Annotated in this window: 16 protein-coding genes and 1 pseudogene; 2 read left to right on the top strand and 15 right to left on the bottom strand. The window is 29.3% G+C overall.

Translation table 11 applies throughout. From position 1 onward, the window contains the following. Positions 1 to 4: 4 nt before the first annotated feature. The 10 genes from E6771_RS13720 to E6771_RS13675 form a co-directional block, all read right to left on the bottom strand. Positions 5 to 508, bottom strand: coding sequence for an FAD-binding protein (locus E6771_RS13720; protein WP_316091908.1), 504 nt, complete (start codon positions 506 to 508; stop codon positions 5 to 7). A gap of 220 nt (positions 509 to 728) precedes the next feature. Beyond that, the gene (locus E6771_RS13715; RefSeq protein ID WP_316091907.1) at positions 729 to 1,568 is read right to left on the bottom strand and encodes a 3-hydroxyacyl-CoA dehydrogenase NAD-binding domain-containing protein; all 840 of its coding nucleotides are present in this window, start codon (positions 1,566 to 1,568) and stop codon (positions 729 to 731) included. An 83-nt stretch (positions 1,569 to 1,651) separates the two neighbouring features. Next, the gene (locus E6771_RS13710; RefSeq protein ID WP_316091906.1) at positions 1,652 to 2,428 is read right to left on the bottom strand and encodes an enoyl-CoA hydratase-related protein; all 777 of its coding nucleotides are present in this window, start codon (positions 2,426 to 2,428) and stop codon (positions 1,652 to 1,654) included. A gap of 103 nt (positions 2,429 to 2,531) precedes the next feature. After that, positions 2,532 to 3,713 carry an acetyl-CoA C-acetyltransferase gene (locus E6771_RS13705; RefSeq protein WP_316091905.1) on the bottom strand — a complete coding sequence of 394 codons (1,182 nt, stop codon included), beginning with the start codon at positions 3,711 to 3,713 and terminating at the stop codon, positions 2,532 to 2,534. A 360-nt stretch (positions 3,714 to 4,073) separates the two neighbouring features. Further along, positions 4,074 to 5,594: an ABC transporter substrate-binding protein gene (locus E6771_RS13700; protein ID WP_316091904.1), complete on the bottom strand. Its 1,521-nt coding sequence runs from the start codon at positions 5,592 to 5,594 to the stop codon at positions 4,074 to 4,076. A gap of 42 nt (positions 5,595 to 5,636) precedes the next feature. Then, the gene (locus tag E6771_RS13695; protein WP_316091903.1) at positions 5,637 to 7,163 is read right to left on the bottom strand and encodes a hypothetical protein; all 1,527 of its coding nucleotides are present in this window, start codon (positions 7,161 to 7,163) and stop codon (positions 5,637 to 5,639) included. Positions 7,164 to 7,172: 9 nt separating this feature from the next. After that, positions 7,173 to 7,886, bottom strand: coding sequence for a diacylglycerol kinase (locus tag E6771_RS13690; RefSeq protein WP_316091902.1), 714 nt, complete (start codon positions 7,884 to 7,886; stop codon positions 7,173 to 7,175). Between the two features lie 4 nt (positions 7,887 to 7,890). Continuing rightward, a complete protein-coding gene (gene ybeY, locus E6771_RS13685; RefSeq protein ID WP_316091901.1) occupies positions 7,891 to 8,358 on the bottom strand; it encodes an rRNA maturation RNase YbeY in 468 nt (155 codons plus the stop codon). Positions 8,359 to 8,388: 30 nt separating this feature from the next. After that, positions 8,389 to 10,461 (bottom strand): HDIG domain-containing metalloprotein, encoded by a 2,073-nt coding sequence (locus tag E6771_RS13680; protein WP_316091900.1) that lies wholly within the window; start codon positions 10,459 to 10,461, stop codon positions 8,389 to 8,391. Continuing rightward, positions 10,448 to 12,946 carry a helicase C-terminal domain-containing protein gene (locus tag E6771_RS13675; RefSeq protein ID WP_316091899.1) on the bottom strand — a complete coding sequence of 833 codons (2,499 nt, stop codon included), beginning with the start codon at positions 12,944 to 12,946 and terminating at the stop codon, positions 10,448 to 10,450. Before E6771_RS13675 ends, E6771_RS13680 begins: the two co-directional genes overlap by 14 nt. Before the next feature lie 341 nt (positions 12,947 to 13,287). On the opposite strand from E6771_RS13675, the gene E6771_RS13670 reads away from it, so the two are divergent. Then, on the top strand, positions 13,288 to 13,665 hold the full coding sequence (locus E6771_RS13670; RefSeq protein WP_316091898.1) for a hypothetical protein: 378 nt from the start codon (positions 13,288 to 13,290) through the stop codon (positions 13,663 to 13,665). Between the two features lie 76 nt (positions 13,666 to 13,741). On the opposite strand, the gene E6771_RS13665 is transcribed toward E6771_RS13670, so the two are convergent. Continuing rightward, positions 13,742 to 13,942: a hypothetical protein gene (locus E6771_RS13665; protein ID WP_316091897.1), complete on the bottom strand. Its 201-nt coding sequence runs from the start codon at positions 13,940 to 13,942 to the stop codon at positions 13,742 to 13,744. Positions 13,943 to 14,096: 154 nt separating this feature from the next. Here E6771_RS13665 and E6771_RS13660 point away from each other — a divergent pair, with 154 nt between their 5' ends. Beyond that, a complete protein-coding gene (locus tag E6771_RS13660) occupies positions 14,097 to 14,615 on the top strand; it encodes a cob(I)yrinic acid a,c-diamide adenosyltransferase (RefSeq protein WP_316091896.1) in 519 nt (172 codons plus the stop codon). Positions 14,616 to 14,727: 112 nt separating this feature from the next. Here the strand turns inward: E6771_RS13660 and nhaC are convergent, their stop codons facing one another. The 4 genes and pseudogenes from nhaC to E6771_RS13640 all read right to left on the bottom strand — a co-directional run. After that, positions 14,728 to 16,182, bottom strand: coding sequence for a Na+/H+ antiporter NhaC (nhaC, locus tag E6771_RS13655; RefSeq protein ID WP_316091895.1), 1,455 nt, complete (start codon positions 16,180 to 16,182; stop codon positions 14,728 to 14,730). Between the two features lie 275 nt (positions 16,183 to 16,457). Beyond that, complete coding sequence (locus E6771_RS13650; protein WP_316091894.1) at positions 16,458 to 17,831, bottom strand: sigma-54 dependent transcriptional regulator; 1,374 nt, start codon at positions 17,829 to 17,831, stop codon at positions 16,458 to 16,460. Between the two features lie 14 nt (positions 17,832 to 17,845). Next, positions 17,846 to 19,846: a transporter substrate-binding domain-containing protein gene (locus tag E6771_RS13645; RefSeq protein WP_316091893.1), complete on the bottom strand. Its 2,001-nt coding sequence runs from the start codon at positions 19,844 to 19,846 to the stop codon at positions 17,846 to 17,848. 418 nt (positions 19,847 to 20,264) lie between these two features. Then, a pseudogene (locus E6771_RS13640) lies at positions 20,265 to 20,606 on the bottom strand (hypothetical protein); the annotation flags it as partial. Positions 20,607 to 20,695 lie beyond the last annotated feature (89 nt).

Raw genomic sequence — 20,695 nt, 5'->3', positions numbered from 1 at the left:
GTTATTATTTTGCATTAGCAGCATTTTTACCAGCAATTCTACCAAAAACAATAATGTCGGCTATGGCATTTCCACCAAGTCTGTTAGCACCATGTATTCCACCAGTAACTTCTCCAGCTGCAAATAATCCTGGTACAGCCTTCCCTTCTTTTCCTATTACCTCTGCATTTTCATTTATTTTTATTCCGCCCATAGTATGATGTAATGCAGGGAAACGTAATGTTGCATAGAAAGATCCCTTATCTATTTTATTTTCCCATATATCTCTTCCAAATTCATCTGATTTTTTATCAACAGATTCATTGAATTTTTTTACAGTTGCAATAAGTGCAGCTGCTGGAACATTTATTTTCTTAGCTAACTCTTCATGAGTGGTAGCTTCTACTACCATATTCTTTCTAATAAGTTCATCTAAGTCCTCAGCAGAAGTAGTTTTTCTGTCTGAAGATATTATTTTAGAATCATTTATCATATAATATTGACCATCTTTCTGAGCAAATGTAGCCAAACTTATTTCATCTCTTCTTCCATTTTTTCTAAAATATTTTAATTTAATTAGTATTCTTCCATAGAAAAAATTTTATAAGATATTTATTAATGATTCTGGCAAATCTATAATCTTCAAATTTTATTTTAATAGAAAAAGCTGACATGAAAAAATTTCAAGTCAGCTTTTAGTAATTGAGCTATTTTTAATTTGCAACAGCTTTTTTTAATTTATAATTTAATTATTTACTATAATCGTAGAATCCTTTACCTGTTTTTTGACCAAGTTTTCCACCTCTTACCATTTTTCTTAATAATGGATGAGGTCTGTATTTAGAATCACCAGTTTCAGATTGAAGAACTTCCATAATAGCAAGACATACATCTAATCCTATTAAATCTCCTAAAGCTAGAGGTCCCATTGGATGATTAGCTCCTAATTTCATAGCAGCGTCAATTCCTTCTACAGAAGCAACACCATCAGCATAGATTCCAACAGCTTCATTGATCATAGGAATCAATACTCTGTTTACTACGAATCCTGCAGCTTCTTCTACTTGAACTGGAGTTTTTCCAATTTCTTCAGATATAGCTTTTACTTTTTCTACCATTTCAACTGGAGTATTTAGTCCTGCAATAACTTCAACAAGTTTCATTACTGGAGCTGGATTAAAGAAGTGCATTCCTATAACTGGTCTGTCTAATCCTGCACCAATTTCTGTTATTGATAGAGAAGAAGTATTTGTAGCAAACATAGCATCTGCTTTACAAATAGATTGTAATTCTTTAAAAGTTTGTTTTTTAATAGCCATATTTTCAATTGCAGCTTCAATTATTAAGTCACAATCTCCACATATTTCTTTTGTTCCAGTAGTTATTTTAGCTAAAATAGCGTCTGCTGATGCTTGTTCCATTTTTCCTTTAGCTATTCTTTTTTCAAATCCTTTAGCTAATTTAGCTTTTCCTTTTGCTGCAAATTCTTCATTGATATCACAAAGAGCTACTGAATACCCTTCAGTTTGTGCAAAAGCTTGTGCAATACCAGATCCCATTGTTCCTGCTCCAATTATTCCTACTTTCATAATTACATCCTCCTAAAATTGTTTATATTTTGATTCAATTAAATTATGTATAGAGATACTCTATAATTGAAAATTAAAGACTTTTATTTATTTTTAAATCCTTCTACTTTTCTTTTTTCTAAGAATGCTAACATTCCTTCTTTTTGATCTTCACTTTCAAAACAATTTCCAAATAATTTTTCTTCAATAACTATTGCTTTATCCATATCTACATCTAGTCCTTCATTTATAGCTTTTTTAGAAGCACGAACTGCAATAGGAGCATTTTTAGCTATTTTTCCAGCTAATTTTTTAGCTGCTGGCATCAATTCTTCTAAAGAATATACAGCATTTACTAGTCCAATTCTCAGAGCTTCATCAGCTTTTACATTAGTTGCAGCATATATCATCTCTTTAGCTTTTCCTACACCTATGATACGAGCAAGTCTTTGAGTTCCACCAAATCCTGGAGTTATTCCTAACCCTACTTCTGGTTGTCCAAATAATGCATTATCAGAACAAATTCTGATATCACAGCTCATAGATATTTCACATCCTCCACCAAGTGCAAATCCATTTATAGCAGCTATAACTGGAATAGGGAAAGTTTCTAGTTTTCTGAAAACATCATTTCCTATTTTACCAAAAGCTTCTCCTTCAGACTTAGTCAAAGTACTCATTTCTCCAATATCTGCACCAGCAACAAATGATTTTTCTCCTGCCCCTGTTAGTATAAGAGCTCTAGTAGTTTCTAGATTTACTCCATCCAAACAAGCATCTAATTCTTTTAAAACCTCACTGTTAAGTGCATTTAAAGCTTTTGGACGATTGATAGTTATGATTCCTACAAATCCATCTTGTTCATATGTAATATAATTCATTAAACAAACCTCCCATAATTTCATTAAATTAGGATAAGAACATAATTATGCCCTTATCCATTATATTTAAAATTAAATGTTATATTTTTATTTAAGAATAAAATTAGTCTCTCTTAACAATAGTAGAACATCCCATTCCACCACCAATGCAAAGTGTAGCCAGACCAGTTTTAGCATCACGTTTAGCCATTTCATGAAGAAGTGTTACAAGAATACGGCATCCTGAAGCTCCTACTGGATGTCCCAGAGCAATAGCTCCTCCATTTACATTCAATTTAGCTATGTCAAATCCAAGATCATGTCCTACAGCAAGTGATTGGGCTGCAAAAGCTTCATTAGCTTCAATTAAATCGAAATCATTTATTGTCATTCCAGTTTTTGCCAATACTTTTTTAGTAGAAGTTACTGGTCCAATTCCCATAATTTTTGGATCTACTCCTCCAAGAGCTCCAGCTATCCAAGTAGCCATTGGAGTAACTCCAAGTTCTTTAGCTTTTTCTTCACTCATTACAACTATTGCTGCTGCACCATCATTGATACTTGAAGCATTAGCTGCTGTAACCATTCCATCCTTTTTAAATGCTGGTTTTAATTTAGCAATTCCTTCAGCTGTAGTACCAGCTCTTGGTCCTTCATCTTTAGAAACTACAGTATCTCCTTTTTTACCTTTTATAACTACTGGAACTATTTCTGCATCAAATTTTCCTTCTTCTTGAGCCTTTACAGCTTTTTGCTGACTTGCTGCTGCAAATTCATCTAATTGTTCTCTTGTCAGTCCCCATTGGTCACAAATATTTTCTGCTGTTACTCCCATATGATAATTGTTGAATGCATCCCATAGAGCATCATTTATCATTGAATCAATAATTTCTCCATTTCCTAAACGGTATCCATAACGAGCTTTATTTAGTAAATAAGGAGCTGCTGACATATTTTCAGTTCCTCCAGCTACAACAATATCAGCTTCTCCAGCTTGAATCATTGCTGCTGCCATATTTACTGCATTTAATCCTGAACCACAAACTACATTGATTGTTACTGCAGGTGTTTCTATTGGCAATCCTGCTTTTAGAGAAGATTGACGAGCTACATTTTGCCCTAACCCTGCTTGAATTACACATCCCATGTATACATGATCTACTTTCTCAGCAGGCACTCCTGCTCTGTTTAATGCTTCTTTTATTACTAGTGCTCCTAAATCTGCTGCTGCAACTCCACTTAGTGCTCCTCCCATAGATCCAATTGCTGTACGACATGCTCCTGCTAAAACTATTTTTTTTGCCATAATTTTATTCCTCCATTCATTCATCAAGTGTAAAAACTCAGATTCTGATAAAGTGAGTTTTATTGTAGCTTCAATTTAATAGTAACATAATGTTTTTTTATTTGCAATAAGAAGATATATAAAATTTATGCTATGGATTATTTTTAATTAATAATGACCAATTTTTTAACATTTTTATTGATAAAAGAACTGTTTATTTTTTTATAAATTATTTTTCTATTGAAATTTTAAATTTTTTTATCTAAAATCGACCATTTATTTAAAAAATTTAATTCCAGTTATTTTTTTCCATTTATGCCTATAATTTTATTATCATATTAGTGTATTAAATATTTTTTTGATTAATTTTTAATCATTTTTTTATTTCCCTTCTTCTATGATATCTGTTTTATAGAGAATGTGATTTCCATTAGCATTAAATATAAATCCATCTACTCTCTTATTCATTCCTATAATATATACTTTATAATCCAATGGAAAAAGAGGTACTTCTTCAGACAGTATATCCTGTGCTTCTGCATAATTTTTTTCTCTCTTTTCTATAGAGGAAGTTATTCTTGCTTCATCTAAAAGATGATCAAATTCTTTATTAGAAAAAAAGCTTCTGTTTCCAACTGCTCCTGCTGAACTTGAATGAAGAAGAGGATAATATCCATAGTCAGCATCTCCTGTACTCACATACCACAAACCTATAAGCATATCATGCTGCCCATTTGCAGTAAATTGAAGAAATGAGGAAAGTTCAAGTACCTGTATCGAAATATCTATTCCTATTTCTTTTAAATTAGATTGAATGACCTGTGCCATCTGCATTCTTGTTGGTTCTTCATATATCCACAGTTCTAATTTAAGGTTATTTTCATAACCAGCTTCTTTTAGAAGTTTTCTGGCTTTTTCTGGATCATATGGTTTTAATTTTACATTTTTATCATAACCAAATACACTTGGTGCTAAAAGAGATGGAGCCAGCTCTGTCATACCTTCAAAAACAGCTGTAGATATATCCTCTTTATTCACTCCCAACTCTATTGCCTGTCTCACTCTTCTATCTGTTATCTTTTTTGTATTTATAGATACAAAGTCTGTTCCTAAGGAAGATTTACTTATGAGTTTAAGACTATCATTTTTTAAAAGTCCTTTAACATCAGTTGAAGATATATCATATGCTATATCTATTTCTTCTGTTTCAAGAGCTATCAGTCTATTTGAATTCTCTGGAATAGTCATAAATACTAAATTTTTTATTTTAGGTTCTCCTTGGAAAAATTTATCAAAAGATTCCAGCTCTACCCTTTCTCCTATTCCCCATTTTTTTATTTTATATGCTCCAGTTCCAAGTATATTTATTCCTTCTTCATTAGCTGGTACTTCTTTTACTATGGCTATTGATGAATGAGCAAAATTATGAAGAAGTATAGTTGGTGCATTATTTTGAATTATTTTAAGTCTATAGTCATCTAGTACAATCAAATCCTTAATAGATTCTACCAGTACCTTAGATATAGGAATATTTAAATTTCTTTTTAAACTTGCTGAGACATCTTCAGCTTTCATTTCATTTCCATCTTGAAAAAATACACCTTTTTTCAAAGTCAGAATGATTGAATTATCAGGTAGAGTTTCATACTTTTCTACTAGTTCAGGAATCAGCTCTCCATTATCATCAAGGGAAAAAAGATTGCTGTATATCTGTTTTGTAACAGCCAGAGTAGAACTGTCTGTGTGTCTATGTGGGTCAAAAGAACGAGGTTTATATCCCAAAGCCACTTTCAATGTTTTTTCTGCCTTTACCACTTCTTTTGTCTTCTCATTAAGTTCTGTTTTAGTTCCATTACATGCAGGAAATAACAAAGAAAATAACAGGATAATAATAAATTTCATAAAAAAATCCTCCTACAAATTATAAAATGTTTTTATTATTAATTAATATGGTTCAAATACAAAGACATCAAAAATATCTTGAAGTTTATAAGGACTGGCAAGCTTTGCCTTTGTTTTTTCCCAAACTTTAGAAAAAATATCTATATCCATTTCATTTAATTGATGTATAATATGTTTTTTATATGGAAGTTCAGCTCCCATATTTTCCATTCCATGTATCATTTGACTTTTTAATCTAGTAAAATTTTGTTCATTTATTTCAGCCATACTATAATAATCACCTAAAAACTCTTTAGCTAAACAATATTCCATAGTAATCAGTTTTCTTATGGCACTTGCTATAAAATTTAAACTTAATTTATTTGAGAAATTGCCACATTCCTCTCCCTCATCTTCTAAAAAGGGAAGAAACACATCTTCAAAATGATGATCTTGTATAGATTTTGTCAGTAACAGCAAATTATTTAAAAAATTATACTTTTTGAATGTTCTCCTATGAAAATTATTATCTACAAGATATGAGGAACCTACATGTTTAAATAGTGAATTAGTAAGGTCTTTAGAGTGTCCAAAATTAAATACTCTATTTTCATAAATATTATTATCTCTTACTCTCTCTATAAATTTTTCAGCCTTTTCTAAAAGCTCTCCCATATTATCCAGCTGAAATACAGCATCAAAAAAATTTTTTTTAAGCAAAAGCTCTCGCCTCCTTGAAAGAGGCAGTTTCATAAAACATTTTTCAAGATTTGTAGTTTTAAGCAGATTTTTTACAAAATTTTCATCTATATTAAAATAAACATCATCATATCTATTTACTAAACTTGTTTTACTGTCCTTTATAGCACCTATTTTTTTTAGTTCTTTTGATAAAAATTCTAAATATGAAGGTGCAACTTCTTTAAATTTCTCTCTTTCATCTGGAGTTAAATCAGTATTTTCAGATAATATCTTATCAAGATCTATAAAATCTAATACAGATATAATTCCATCTCTATTTATTCCAACTCCATTCCAAATATATGTTCTTGGAATATATTTAGAATACTTATCTACCATAAGTACTGTATATTGGGCTATACCTCCACCTAAAGAATGTCCAGTCAGAGAAATATTGTTATGAGGTATTTTAAAATCTCTAATAAGTTTATAATATACTTCTACTCCTTCATAAAACTGTTGGGGTATTTTTCCAAATCCTAATGCAAGATCTGTTTCTATGAAATCTTTATAAGCATCTTCAAGAGGATATTTTTCACTCCCTCTGAAAGCTACCACATAACTTTCTCCCTTTTTAAATACAACAGAATAAAATCCTGTATTTGTAGATAGAGGATTTTGAGCAGTTCTATTATCTACATAATAGACTCTCCATTCATTTAAAATATCTCTAAAATAATCTAAAAAGAATTTATCATATTTAGGATTAATTATAATAAATGTTCCATTGAAAATACTTTTTGCTGTATCTTGCTGAAAAATTTCAAGAATAGTTTTTTCATATTCAGATTCAGTGAAATTACAATAGGATAAAATACTAAGCATGATATATTCTTTTGCTGTATGCATATTAATCACCTACATTTTTAAAAGTAATAAAATCAAGTAAGTAACTCCCCACCCTAAGAAAGCTCCTATAACCGTTTCAAAAAGAGTATGTATCTTCCCTTCTATTCTGGAATGCATTACAAGTACTACAAGTATTAAAGAAAGAAAAAATATTTTAGGATTATTTGTTAAAAATGTAATTATTGTAAAAATAGAACTGGCAAGAGCACTATGCCCACTTGGTATTCCTCCTCTTAAAGGAGTTCCTTTTTTAAATAAGAGTTTTAAACATATTACAATTATTATGATAATTACAAAAATAGATAATGCTGTGTGCTGATATGAATTTTTAAATATATAAAAAGCACTTCTTAATTGAAGAGTTATTTTTTTTTCAAAAATTATATACCCTACAAGAAGAGCATTAAGAGCTGTAACTAATACAGCACTTGCTGCTATATCCTTTGCTCTTTTTGCTAAAGGATGATATTCTTTTGTCACCATGTCTACACAGCTTTCTATTGCTGTATTAAAAAGTTCTGCTATCCACATTAAAGTTATACTTATTATTAAAGAAAGTGTTTCATATTTTCCCAAATCTAAAAATAATGAAAGTATCAAAACTATTATTGTGCAGAAGCAGTGAAACTTCATATGTCTTTCACTTCGTATAGCTTCAAACAATCCTTCAAAAGCAGCATTGAAGCTATCTGTAACACCATGTTTCTTCCAGTTTTTTTTCATAATATCACATCTCTCTTGTATAGCCAAATTGTCCAAGTATTTCTTCTTCTCTTATACGCATCTCTTTTTTATCATCTTCTTCTATGTGATCATATCCTAATAAGTGAAGCAATCCATGAGTCAAAACATAATATAGTTCCCTCTTAGGAGAGTGATTATATTCTGCAGCCTGCTCTTCCACTCTTTCCATAGAAATCACTATGTCTCCAAGGGTATCATAAGGACCGATATCAAAATCCTCTGTTTCATGATATGCAAAAGATATTACATCTGTAGGCTGATCTTTTCCTCTATATTGCTTATTAATTACTTGAATTTCTTCATTTCCTGTAAAGAGCAGTGAAAGATACACAGGTCTATCACTTTCAAATTCACTTTCAAGAGCTTCTTTTATATATTTTTTCATTTCTTCTTCATCAATAAGGCTGCTATATCCTTCTATTTCTAGTAAAATATCTACAACTACATCCATTTTTTCTCCCTATAATATCTTTATATTTAATTATTTTTGACCTGGATATTTTATTCTCACATGATGTATACTCACAAGAGATTTTACAAATGTCTGTATAATTATTTCTATCTCTTTAAATGTCAAATCTGCCTCTGAAAGTTGATTATCTTCTATTTTACTGCTTATTATTTTTCTAATCATTTCTTCCATGGCTCTTGGAGTTTTATCATCTATTGACCTAACTGCTGCCTCTATGGAGTCTGCCAGCATAATAATTGCTGATTCTTTTGTTCTTGGCTTAGGGCCACTGTATCTAAATTCCTCTTTAGTTACACTTGGATCAAGACTTTTAGCTTTATTATAAAAATAAGCTAAGAATGTAGTTCCCTGATGTTCATACATTATATCTCTTATTTCTTTTGGAATCTGATATTGCTTTGCCATCTCTGCTCCATCTTTTGTATGAGATGTTATTATTAAATTACTCATAAATGGCGAAACTTTATTATGAGGATTTTCTCCATTCTGTTGATTTTCTACATAAAATTTTGGTCTTTTACATTTACCTATATCATGATAATAAGAAGCTACTCTTGTAAAAATTGCATTTGCCCCTACTGCCATTGCTGCATTTTCAGATAAAGTCGCCACCATCATAGAATGATGAAATGTTCCTGGCGCTTCCATAGACAGTTTTTTCAGTAATGGATGAGAAAGATCCCCTAATTCCAGCAATTTGAAAAGAGTTAGAATATTAAATGTCTTTTCAAAATAAGGTAAAAGAGCTATTGTTATCATTCCTGAAACCAATCCAGCCAGGACCATTTCTCCTGATTTTAAAGCTGCTCCAAATGTTTCCACTTGTGAAAATGCACTTAATAGGAGAAATAATGTTATTTTTAAAATAGAAAGCTGAATTCCTACAGCTATTAATCCTGCTCTTGTATTTACTTTTCTTACTAAGTATGCTCCAAATGATAAAGAAGCCACATATACCACAAGGAATATGAGATCATAATCAATAATAGGCATTAAAAACAACATCATAAATGAAAATATGAGAGTTGCATATCTTGTATTTGTCAACAATATTAATAAGAATAATGCTGTATCAATAGGTACAAGATAAATTAAATCATTATTTATAAATCTAAATATCAAGAAAAATGCTGTTATTATTAGTAATACACTCCTATAATAACTTTTATTTAATATCTCTTTTTTAAATTTATTAAATACTACAGTATAAAATAATGTAGCTATTATAAAGAGATATGTAAGATTAGCAAGAATTATAGCTGTACTTCTTTTATAAGAATAAACACCACAAGCTTCTAAAATCTTTATTCTTCTTTCATTAAGAATTTCTCCTTTTTTTCCTACTAAAGTTCCTGCTTTAATCTCTATATACTGATCATTTATCTGTGAAACCTTTTCCTGAAGAGATCTTTTAGTTTTGTCTTCATCATAAATATAGTTTGGACTTGCAAATGTTTCAACCACTTGCTTACTTAATTCTGGAAGTTTTTTTACTTTCTCATCATAAGGAGAATTATACTTAATAATTGATTTTTCCTGTACAATTCCATTTTCATAAAGAGCTTCCAAAAAACTTCTTGTTTCCTTTTGTAATTCTTTTATTTCATTTATATCTAAACGAAGTATCTCTTGTATCATCCTTTCAGATATTTTTCTTCCAGTATTTTTTTCCAAACTTTTAAAGTCTATATCATTATGTTCTTTTTCCTTCATTGAATAAATATCATTAAAAAAATCATCAAAAGTTTCAAGATATATCCTTCCTGCATCAGCAGAATAAATATATTCTTTTCCTGATTTTAGTATCATTTCTTCTATTATTTTTTCCTTGGCACTTTGGTCTCTATATACTATAGTTTTAGGAGCATATATATCTGAAATTACTACATCTCCTACTTTATAGTTATTATTACGAGACAATAAAGATATCTTTGAACTAAAAGCAATAACAAACATAACAAGAATAAAATATAGAATTTTTTCTCTCAAGCTATATGAACTTGAATATATTTCTGCATCATTTCTATCGCTTTTTTTTATTTCAAACATAAATTTTAAGCCAAATAAATTAAATTTTTTCATTGTAACCACCTTTAATGTCAGTTTCCATATCTTTTAATACAGCTGATTTACTGACAATTTTAATATTTCTAGTTGGAATAGATTCCATAAAATATTTCCCATATCTTTTATTAATAACTCTATTATCTAATATAGTAACAGTTCCATGATCTGTTTTACTTCTTATTAATCTTCCTATTCCCTGTTTAAATTTTATTACAGCTTCTGGTATTTGATATTCTATAAATGAATTTTTTCCTTGAGCTGTTATATTTTCTATTATAGCCTCTGTAACAGGATCACTGGGAACTTTAAAAGGAAGCTTTACTATTATCACTGAACTTAATTGTTTTCCTTTTATATCTACTCCCTCCCAAAAAGAATCTGTCCCAAAAAGAACAGGATTTTGCCCATTCATATACATATTTACTAAGTGAGTTCTTGGTGCCATACCATGAATAAAAAGCTCTATTCCATTAGCTTCCAAATCATCTCTCAATAAATAATAAACATAATTTAATGCTGAATATGAAGTGAATAAAACAAAAGTTTTCCCTTTAGATTTTATCAATAAAGCTTTCAGAAATTCCGAAATCTCATCAACAAAATCTCTATCAGAAGGATTAGGAATATCATCTGGAATATACACTTTCATTTGCTTATCATAATCAAATGGAGAATGTATCACTTTATCTAATGTATCTTCTTCCAATCCTATTGATTCTTTAAAATATGAAAAATCACTTCCAATAGCAATAGTAGCAGATGTAAATATTATCTGCTTTAAGTTGATATATAGATTTTTTTGAAGTTCACTATCTATTTTAAGAGGTGTAGCCACAAGTTTAGAATTGCTTTTTCTGCTGTTTACTTCTATCCAATAGATAAATTCCTCATCATCAAAATCATTTATAAATCTGAAATTATTAAAAAAGTTTTCCAGTCTGTCTGTATATTTTATAAAATCATTTATAGTTCCTAATTCATCATCTTCATCTCTTATTTCTTTTATTAAACTTCTTACTTTTCTCATATATGAGTTATATTCAGAAGTAAATTTTTCTCTAAAATCAATAAGACTGCTGAGAAAAGGAGAGTGCTCCATTTCTTCTTTTTTAGCTCTAAATGTAAATGTTCCTGTTTCTCCTTTTGAAAATACTTCTATTATATTGTTAAAATACTCTCTTCCCTCTAAAAATAAAGATTTATGTTTTATTTTTATCTCTTTGATTTCTTTTTCTAAAATACTTCTGCTGTCCAAAGATGTATTTTTTATATAATTTAATAATATATCCAAGCTTCCTGTATTTTTTTTCTTTCCTTCTGTTGCAAATATCTGATTCATTATTTTTGTAAAACTATATTTTGAAGCTTCATAAGAAAAATAATCTCTTGCAACTTTTTCTATATTATGTGCTTCATCAAATACTACTAACCCATATTCGGGAAGTATTGAATATTCTGTATTGAAACCTATTTCCTTTCTGATAGCTAAATCAGAAAAATACATATGATGATTTGTTATAAGTATATCTGCATTTTTCTTTTCTTCACGAGATTTTAAGAAAAAACATTCTCCCTTATATGGACACTTTGCCCCTGCACAAATATCTGTTTCACTTTGAAATAATTCCCATACACTGTTATCTACTTCAAAAGGAAGTTCAGATTTATCTCCTTTTTCAGTCTTTTTACCCCACTTAATTATTTCTTTAAACTGATTTTTCTGTGAATTTGAAAATTCTTCAAAATTTACATTTTCTCCTAAAGTAAGATTAAAATATTTTCTGTTGCAAAGATAATTTCCCCGCCCTTTTACAAGAATATATCTGAAATCTCCCTGAACTACTTTTTTAGCTATTGGAATATCCTTGTTTAAAAGCTGCTCTTGAAGATTTATCGTATTAGTTGATATCACTACTCTTTTTTTATTTTTGATAGCCCACTCTACACTTGGAATAAGATAAGCTAAAGTTTTTCCTGTTCCTGTTCCAGCCTCAACTATCACTTTTTTTTCATTATTCAGTCCATTCTCTATATGTTTTGCCATATGGAGCTGCTCATCTCTATATTCAAATCCTTTGAAAGTTTGAGATAACAGTCCAGTTTTTTCAAAATATGGTATTATATCTATTTCAACATTACTGTCAGAAAAAAGTTCTACAATTATATAGATATCTGTAAGTCCATTATTTACAATATATGATGCTCCTGCCATTCTATTAGAATACATAGAAGCTATCTCAACATCTGCATCAGATGGGTATAAAAAACCAGAGGGATGATTATGAATCAAAACCTCTCCTTTTTTCATTGCTTTTATTATAGCTGGTACAGAATACTTGTTGCCCCTTGCAAGTACTTCAACCTCTGTAACTATTCCATTTTCATCTGGAATTCCTCTGAAAAATACCTCATTTCCTCCAGCTTCTTCTATTTCTAGTTTCATTATTTCTCTTGCATTTAGAGATATTTTTTCATTTATATTCATCAATTTTCCTTTCATCACTAAACTATATATAAGACAGTTTCCCCTTATATATAATACCTCTTTTTCTTAAAAATATAAACCTTTTTTTTAAATCTAAAATAAAACTTCTCTCTAAAATATCATCTTTAGGTTTTCTAAAGAAAATTTTTTGCTGTATTCTTAATTATGAATATCATATATAGTTATTATAAAAAATCTTTTTTCATAAAAAATAATCTACAAGTATTATCTTAATTTAAATTTTTAAGAACTTTTTAAAGAAAAAATAATATCTCCACCACATTTAATATTTATAAATTTATAATTGACAGAATATACTTTATGAAGTATATAAAATAATAACAGGAGGTGGAATTATGACTATGAAAGAATTTGAAGTTAAATTCACAGATTGGCAGGAAAAAGATTATTATATTATAAAAATAGAGCAAAAATCTATGTACAGATGGCAGCTATCCTCTAATATATGGGGAGAGGAACTCATTAATGTAGATTATCACTCTCCTGACTATTCAGCAAAAGCAATAAAAGATAAACTAACAGAAACATTTTTCAACTTCGACTTAAAGGATTATAATATTCACTGGGCTGATACAGCTGGATTTGTTCTTTTTCATTTAATTGCATTATCTGAAGAAAGACTCACATTAGATGTTGTGAAAACTAAATTTGAAAAATGGAGTAAAGTTATTGTTGCATATAACAAAATAATTAAACAAGAAGCAATATATTAATGAAAGGCTCTCTCAAAGAGAGCTTTTTTATAATCAAAAAGCAGACTTGCTATAATTTTCAGTCTGCTCTTTCTTCTCATAAAACTCCTATTGATTCAAGCTTTATTTCTATATATTTTTTTAAGTCTTCAAAATATTCATCTCTTATATTTTCATCTAAAATTATTTTCTTTATCTCTTCAAGTTCTGCCATTTTTTCTTTTCCTGACTTATTAAAATCTAAATAAACTTCATCAATTCTCTTTTTTAAATCTTTAAAATATTTCTCTCTAGTCATTTTCATCACTCCTTTTTAAAGACTTATATAGCAAATTATATAATTTATCCTCCAAAAAGTCAAAGTAATATAATTCCTTGTTATGTATTCTTTTTTGTGATATCCTTTAAATATGCAGATTTTTAACATAACTTTTTCCAAAGGAGGAATTATTATGAAAAGATATACTCAAATATATACAGGAAACGGAAAAGGAAAAACTACTGCCGCTCTTGGTTTAGCTGTAAGAGCACTTGGAAATAATTATCATGTCTATATTGGACAATTTATGAAGGGACAAGAATATGGAGAACTTCGAACATTTGCTAAATTAGATAATATTATTATAGAAAGATTTGGAACAGAAAATTGTATAATTTCTAAAGAGCATGTACAGCAGATAGATGTAGAGAAAGCTAAAGCTGGATTAAAAAGAGCCAAAGAAGCTCTTATCTGTGGAAATTATGAACTTGTCATATTAGATGAAATATGTGTAGCTCATTTTTTTGGTTTAGTTAGTGAAGACGAAGTATTAGCTCTTATGGAATTGAAACCTGAAAGTGTTGAACTTGTTCTTACAGGAAGGTATGCCACACAAGCAATGATAGATTCTGCTGATCTGGTTACTGAAATGAAAGAAATAAAACATTATTACAACATGGGTTTAATGGCTAGAGATGGAATAGAAAGATAATGTGAAAATTTCCTTAAAATAAAAATTGCTGGATTTCTCCAGCTGTAAAAAATATAACTGCACCTCTTTACATGAAGAGATGCAGTTAAAAAAGTATATGAAACTCCCCCTGTTATTCTTTCATTTTACTTCTAATTTCATCCAGTTCATTTAAATTTTCCACCTCAATAATTTCAACATCCTGGCTTTGAAGTTTTTTTCTGAATACTGCTATTCCCATATAAGCCATAGCAATAGAAACAATTGGGTTTATTAAACTTAAAAATGCATAAGGAAAATAAGCAAAAGTAGAAACTCCTAAAGTAGCAGACTGGTATGCCCCACAGCCATTCCATGGAAACATAGGAGACCATAGAGAACCTCCATCTTCTAATGTTCTGGAAAGATAATATCTTTCCAACCCCATATCATCATAAACTTTATAATACATTCTTCCAGGAATAATATTTGCCAGATACTGGTCTGTAAGAACAAAATCACAAAGAATTCCAGTCACAATAGTTGTAGCTACAAGACTTCCAACTGAATGAACATATTTTATTACTTTTTCCAGAATTACTTCAGTAAATTTCGCCTGTTCCAGAATTCCTCCAAAACATAAAGCAAAAATAATTAGAGAAATTGTCCATAACATTCCATTTACTCCTCCTCGAGTAAGCAGTTTATTTACAATCTCGACACTAGTTTCCCCTACATACCCATTTTGAAGAACATCTAAAACATCCACAAGACTTGCCTTTTGAAAAATCATGGCAAATAAGCTTCCAACTGCTGTTGCAAGTAATAGAGAAGGAATGGCGGGAACTTTTTTTACAGCAGTTATCAATACTACTATTGGAGGTATTAATAGCCATGGACTGATGACAAAAGTTGTAGAAAGGGCCTCTTTTATCAATCTTATATTCTCCAAGTTTATTGATGAGGTATCATATCTTAATCCAATAATCAAATACAATAAAAGTGCTATTATAAAACTTGGAACGGTTGTATACATCATTGATCTTACATGCAAGTACAAGTCAGTTTCTGCAGTAGCCGCAGCAACATTGGTACTATCTGATAAAGGAGAAATCTTATCCCCAAAATATGCTCCAGAAATAACCATTCCTGCTGTAAGTGCAGGGTTAATTCCAAGACCTGTTCCAATTCCCATAAGAGCTACTCCTATTGTTCCCCCAGAGGTCCAAGCACTTCCAGTTGCAACAGATACGACTGCACATAAGATGCAGCCAGTAGGCAGGAAAAATTTAGGTGAAATTAATTCCAAACCATAAAAAATCATTGCTGGAACAGAACCAGCTAAAACCCATGAACCAATCAACATTCCCACAATCATAACGATAATTAAAGCCTCTACTGCTCTGTAGACACTTTCAATCATTCCATTTCTTATCTCATACCAATTGCAGCCTATTTTCAACGCCATAGCTCCTGCAAGTATAGTTGAAATAACAATTGGAATATGTGGATCCACTTTGAGTACTAACATGGAATAAACAATAATTACTGCCATTCCTACAATAGGAACTAAAGCTTCCCAAATTTTAGGTTTTCTTGCTGTAGTCATCTTTTCCCCTCCTTTGCCTTCTCCATACTTTTAAAATTAATATAAGCAATTATTATGCCAAATAATAAAAGATACATTTTTAGTTTAAAAAGGAAAAAGCACTTCTAAATTTCACTAAAAAACAGGAAATATTTTTCCTGAACCAAGAAACATTTTTCCTAACTTTTTAATTCTTTGAGGAATTATATGTTGGAAGTATATAGCTTTTTTATGACATAAACTTTTTTGAAATACTCTTTAGTTTTTAATAATTATATTTTATAAATAAAATATAATTATTCTTTGAGAGACTTAATCCATTCTCTGAGATTGTATTCCAGAATCTTGTTATTTAACTGTCGTTTGCTGATCTCAAGAGCTGCTGCAGTTTTAGATAGATTACCTTTATATTCTTTGATTTTAGAACGTATAAATTCCATTTCAAATTGATTTCTAGCATCTCGTAAATTTTCATAAGAAGGAGAAATTCCGTCTTCTTCTGTTGGTTTTAAATATCTTTTTGCATTTTTAAAAGAAATAACAGAGCCTTCTGTCAATACTATCAATCGTTCAATTATATTTTTTAATTCTCTAATATTTCCTGGATAATGATAGTTTTTTAAAAAATTCATAGTTTCTTCATCTATAAATTCTATTTTTTTCTTCAACTCCATTTCAAATTTTTTAACAAAAAAATAAATAAAACTTTCAATATCCTCTGGACGTTCTCTGAGAGGAGGAACATGAATAATAATACCATTAATTCTGTATAAAAAATCTTCTCGAAGGATTCCACTCTTAACAGCTTCATAAGTATTTTTGTTGGTTGCTGAAATCAATCTGATATTAACATCCAACTTTTTATTTCCCCCAACACGTTCTATCTTCTTATCCTCCAGTACCCTTAAAAGTTTTACTTGTGTATTTATAGAAACATCTGCAATTTCATCAAGAAATAAAGTTCCCAGACTTGCCTCTTCAAATTTTCCTATTTTCTGCTTAATAGCCCCTGTAAAAGATCCTTTTTCATGTCCAAATAATTCTGATTCCAAAACTCCCTCTGAATATTCCTGACAATTAACAGGAACAAATGGAAAAGAGCTCCTCTCACTTTTTTCATGGATATATCTAGCTATAATTTCTTTCCCAACCCCAGACTCCCCAAGAATTAAAACAGATATTTTACTTTTTGCAACTTTTTTACATATGTCCAGTATATTTTGCATATCAGAGTTATTCGATTCCAACATAGATACTTCTTTATTTTGAATTTTTAGTAAATTATTTTCTAATTTCAGCTGCTTTAACTGTAAAAACCTTTCTATATCTAAAAGCAGAGTTTCTGGATCATTGCTTTTAATAAAATAATTATATGCTCCATCTTGAATTGCCTGAACTGCTGTTTCAACCGTTCCATATGCAGTAACAATGATAACTCCTATATCACTATCATAATCTTTTATCCAGTGGAGAAGCTCTATTCCAGTTTCATTTTTCATAATGAGATCTGTCACTACCATATCAATTTTATGATTCTTGACAATTTCTTTTGCTTCTATGATACAAGAAGCCATATAAACATAGTAACCCTTTTCCTCTAATATGAGAGAAAACATCTCTCTATAATCTGCTTCATCATCTACAATTAAAATTTTATAATCTGCAAACATCTAATTCTCCTTTTTTAAAAATGAATAGAAATAAAAAATTTTGTTCCTATTCCATATTGACTTTCAACTGAAATATCTCCATTGTACTTCTTGATTTCATTATACACAAGGTATAAACCAAGTCCTGTTCCATGTCCTTCCTTTGTTGTGTAAAAAGGATCAAAAATATATGGAAGCCCTTCTTCCAATATTCCTACTCCATTATCTTCAATTAGAAAATCTAGCGAATTCTCTGTAGAAGAGATAGAGATTTGTATCAAATTATCCTCTTTATCTACTGAAAAAGCATCAATTGCATTTTCAATAAGATTAATCAAAATAATATTAACAGCTTCTGTATTTAGTGTTACTACTGGATTTCCCTTTAAGCTTATATGGTAATTAATTTTTTTAGCCTTTAATTTTGTTTCCATAAAAGTCATTATATTACTTACCATTGTTTCAATATTTTCTTGGATACATTTATCTGATGCTGTTCTTGAAAACCTAAGTAAATGTTCAATTAGATTGTTAATTCTTTGAATAGAATTTTCCATCATATTGATAGCTTTTTTTTGTGGCTTACTGGATATTTTCATTTTAATAAGATAAAGCCCATTTCTTATTATTCCAAGAGGATTTCTAATTTCATGTGCCAAACCAGCTGATATCTGACCTATTGTTATCATCTTATTTTCTTGATGAAGCTTTCTTTCTATAATAAGCTTTTCTGTTATATCTTCTATGCTCAGTATTCTGAGCTTTTCCTCTCTTGAAATATAAGGGGAAAGTTTGATCTCATAACATTTGCTTTTTATTATATTTCTAAATTTAAGACTAAGATTCATTTTCCATTGAGGATATTTTGATAGTTCCAATAATTCAGATAAAAAAGAAAATTCAAAGAGACTTTTTTCTATTACATCTTTTCTCTTTTGAGAAAGTAAAATCAAAGAAGCGCGATTACATTCTATCACCATACAGGTTTCATTTATAATAAACAGTGCTATATCCAGATTGTTTAATATCATACTGATATTTTCCTTCTTCTCTTCAATCTCTCTTGTTTTCTGCAACACACTTTTCTTCAGAAAATAATTCCATGCATAAAGACTGATTAAGCAGATAAATAAAATAATAGCAATATTGATAAAAGATTCTAAGTCTCTCTTTTCTCCTCTTATAGACTCAGAAATTCCAAACCATTTTTGTTGAACTTTTGGCACAATATGATTTTTTTTTGTCTGTAAAATACCTTTATTAAGTATAGATAATAATAAATCAGAGTCTTTATTCACAGCTAATACTACATCTTTCTCATATAAGAGAATCACATTATATTTCTGAGTTTCATAAACATCATATTCTTTCCAATAGGTAGAAACAACAACTTCATCTCCAACTGCAGCATCAACAACCCCCTGTTGTAAAAGTTCCAGAACTGTTTTTGTATCATTTACTGGAACAAATTCAACAGTTTCTTTTTTTTCTTTCTTTAAAAGATTAGTAATATATTCTGCTGCTAAATCTCCTTTTGGTACTGCTACTTTCTTTCCAGCTAGTTCTACTGGTTTTAGTATATTGCTTCCTTTTTTGGGTGAAATAACAACTGTTTTTAATCGATATATTGGAATGGAAAGATCAAATTCCTTTGCCCTATTCTCACTAGGAAATACATCACATACATCAATCTCCTCTTTTCTCAAAGCTTCTACTAAATCATAGAAAGTATACATACTTATGGTAATTGGAGCTTCTGTTTCAATTGACAGAAAGTTTGCATAATCAACAATTAAACCAGTGTATTTCTCTGTAGTTTCATCATAATATGAAATTGGAGGAGCAGTAATATCACTTCCTAAACGAATTGGACTATGAAACTTCAAGTAATCCCTTTCCTTTTCTGTAATACCTGATGAATATTTCAAATATGTTGAAAGAGTTATTCCATATTTCATAAATACAATTTGATTCCATAAAATAACACATATCCCTACCATAATTACAAAAATTAAATGTCTTTGAATGTTTTTCATAAAAGTCCTCCAAAAATTACTCTATATCCTATGAATTGATTAAGATTTTAATTACTTTCCTGTAATTGAAAATTTAATGTTTCAAAAAGTATAAGAAAAGAGCTAAGATAGAATTTCTTTGTCTGTCTCAGCTCAATTTTAATTTTCTCTTTTTCTGAATATTTCAAATATTTTCAGATATATAAAGCAGTTATTATTCATTTTAATATTTTAAATTTATTAGAATTCACACATTTAGTATAACATAAAACCTAAGGGCTGTATACTATTTTAGATTCTACTATAAAGAAATAATTTTAGTTAAATAATCTACTTCTTAAATTTTAATTGTATTTATGTTTGTTAATTTTTTAATTTCAATTTTAATAGCTTCTTTTTTGGAATATATATTTAGTAATATTTTTTTATCTTATCCTTTTTATTTATTTTCTTCTTTTTTTTCTATCTTTACATATTCTTTTAATAGATCATTTATCTTATATTTTTCTACCAGTTCATTTATTACTTTTACTTTTTCTTCTCCTAATTTTTGGTTGAATAGCGCCTGTTGAAGCTGTGGATATACTTCTACTGTATTTTTATCCTTTAATAGTTCAGCATTATTCTTATATACTTCCAACAATTCATAGTCATATATTTTTACTGTTTTTTGTGCTATTGAATTAAGATAGAATTCTATCTCCATATTAAGTTTCATTTCCTCAAGATACTTTTTTTCCTCTTCTGTATATTCTCTCTTTTCCATCTCTGTAAAAAAAGCTGAGTAACATTTAAAAAAAATGTTTCACTCAGCTCTCTTTTTTGTATAATATAGTTACCACCCTAATTATACAAAGGAGACATACATGC

The sequence above is a fragment of the Fusobacterium sp. genome, assembly GCF_032477075.1.
GTDB lineage: Bacteria > Fusobacteriota > Fusobacteriia > Fusobacteriales > Fusobacteriaceae > Fusobacterium_A.
The sequence above is the reverse complement of the archived record's forward strand: the minus strand, read 5'-3'. Positions and strand labels throughout refer to the sequence as shown.